At 31.6% G+C, this 2203-nt stretch carries 3 protein-coding genes; all 3 read left to right on the forward strand.

Going from position 1 to position 2203, the window contains the following annotated elements; all coding sequences use genetic code 11:
* Positions 1–214 precede the first annotated feature (214 nt).
* The 3 genes from ACYUCW_RS17960 to ACYUCW_RS17970 all read left to right on the forward strand — a co-directional run bounded on the left by ACYUCW_RS17960 (position 215) and on the right by ACYUCW_RS17970 (position 2181).
* Positions 215–1288 carry a conserved phage C-terminal domain-containing protein gene (locus tag ACYUCW_RS17960; RefSeq protein WP_196532148.1) on the forward strand — a complete coding sequence of 358 codons (1074 nt, stop codon included), beginning with the start codon at positions 215–217 and terminating at the stop codon, positions 1286–1288.
* Positions 1289–1300: 12 nt separating this feature from the next.
* Positions 1301–1699 carry an antiterminator Q family protein gene (locus ACYUCW_RS17965; protein WP_004247847.1) on the forward strand — a complete coding sequence of 133 codons (399 nt, stop codon included), beginning with the start codon at positions 1301–1303 and terminating at the stop codon, positions 1697–1699.
* A gap of 221 nt (positions 1700–1920) precedes the next feature.
* Positions 1921–2181: a helix-turn-helix domain-containing protein gene (locus ACYUCW_RS17970; protein ID WP_012367807.1), complete on the forward strand. Its 261-nt coding sequence runs from the start codon at positions 1921–1923 to the stop codon at positions 2179–2181.
* Positions 2182–2203 lie beyond the last annotated feature (22 nt).

Below are 2203 nucleotides of genomic sequence, written 5' to 3' on the forward strand. Positions count from 1 at the left end.
GCATATAATATAAATTAATTATATTAATTCGAATGACGATAGTTTTAGCATTAATAAAATGCTTACTATTTTAGTCATGATTAAATTTAATAAAATAGAATATTTTACAAAACACTAACGGAATTACCATCTTTTGTTATTTTTTCAATTAAATTATTTTTAATTTAATGCTTTTGGGCATTTGGAAAGAATAAAGAGAAAAGGAGTTCAGCATATGAAATCATTAATTATAAAATCTCGACCTCAGATAGTGATACCAGAATTAGCTGTCAAAATTGGATTGCATGAAGCTTTAGTATTGCAACAATTGCATTATTGGATAACAGAAACTAAGTCTGGTATTGAACATGATGGGCGACGATGGATTTACAATACACTATCTAATTGGCAATTACAGTTTCCATACTTATCAGTATCAACGCTCAAACGGGCATTTGCTCAGTTACGTATTTCTGGGTTGATTGAGGTAAAACAACTCAATAAACATCTTCATGATCGTACAAATTTTTATAGTATCAATTATCAACATAAGATCTTGCAAATAGAAGAAGATGAAAAGAAAAGTTTGACTGAAGGTAATTATGCCAATAAAACAACAATAAAACCGTTCGATGAGCCCAAATCGAAACAATGGACAGGTGTAACAAATCTATCTCAGAGTAGTTCAAATAGAGCCCTTCTTACAGAGAGTACAACAAAGATAACTACAGAGAGTAACAATAAAAGATCTCGGTCAGTTTGCTCGTTTTCAAGTCCTGAACGTCCAGAAATAGAAATTATTCGTTATTTTAACAAAGTGACTCACTCCCATTACCGTGAGTGTCAGACGACGTTAGGATATATCCGTGCAAGATTAGCTGATGGTTTTCATTTCGAAGAATTGATATTAATAATCGATTATTTAACAGCTAAATGGCTCAATGATAATAATATGCAGGACTATTTAAGGCCTAAAACATTATTTCATAAAAATAATTGTACTGAATATCTTGATAAAGCGAAGAAATGGCATTTAAAAGGGAGGCCAGCATATCGAAATGGGCAATGTTTAAAACCCGGGGAAATACCGATTGAAATTGATTATGCAGAAAGAGACAGTACGTTTAATTTACTATTTAGCTCAGCGTGGAAGCCCAAAACAGCACTTCAAATTCTAGCTAAAAAAATGGCTTTACAGCGTGGTTTAGGGCATATGCATATTCACAAGGCTAGGTCTGTTTGGAAAGAAATTTGGTATCAGTCGGCCCAATTAATTGCTCGTTCAACAATTACAGATAAGATCGCATAAGGTAGTGGTGATATGAGAGATATACAACAAGTATTAGAACGATGGGGAGCTTGGGCCTCGGATGTACAAAGTGGAGTAGATTATTCTCATATTGCAGCAGGTTTTAAGGGTGTTTTACCTTATCAATCATCTTCAAGGATAAGTTGTTGTGATGATGATGGTATGATTATTGACGCTACAATAGCGCGATTACAACAATTGAGAAGAGAAGAAGAATTGAATGCGCTTATTTTACATTATATATATCAGTGCTCTAAAAGAAGCATTGCAAGACGTTGGAAGGTGAGTGAAAGCCGTGTACGTCAGATTATACAGATTGCAGAAGGTTTTGTAGAAGGTGGTTTAGCGATGTTAGATTCAGGGTTAGTCATGGATCATGAAGTTGCTTGTAATAAAAAACAGGTTAAATAAAAAAGTATTAACGCGCTACGCAAATTAACTGTTATTCTAATAAAAATAAAGATATTTTTCTGGGTTATATATATTGTAAAAATATAACCTTAAGTTATTAAATATAATATTTTATATAAATTAATATTTTTATTGCTAACCTTGTTAAGTAATGCTTAATTTTAAATTTTCTAATTTTTATGATATAAACTTATGCAGTCATCTTAAATGTTAGAGTTATTATGGTACCTAAAAGATTAAAGGCTGCAAGGGCAAGAGTTGCATTAACTCAAGAAGAGTTAGGTATTTTAGCTGGGATTGATGAAGAATCAGCTAAAATTAGAGTGTGTCAATATGAGTCTGGTACACACCGCCCAAACTTTGAAACTATTTGCCGATTTTCCAAAATATTAAAAGTTCCAGAAAATTATTTTTATACTTTAAATGATGAATTCGCGGAAGAGTTAATAAATATTTATAATAATAAATATAATTGCTCTTAAATATTATCTAGAGAGATTATAC

The organism is Proteus sp. MB838 (assembly GCF_054767435.1).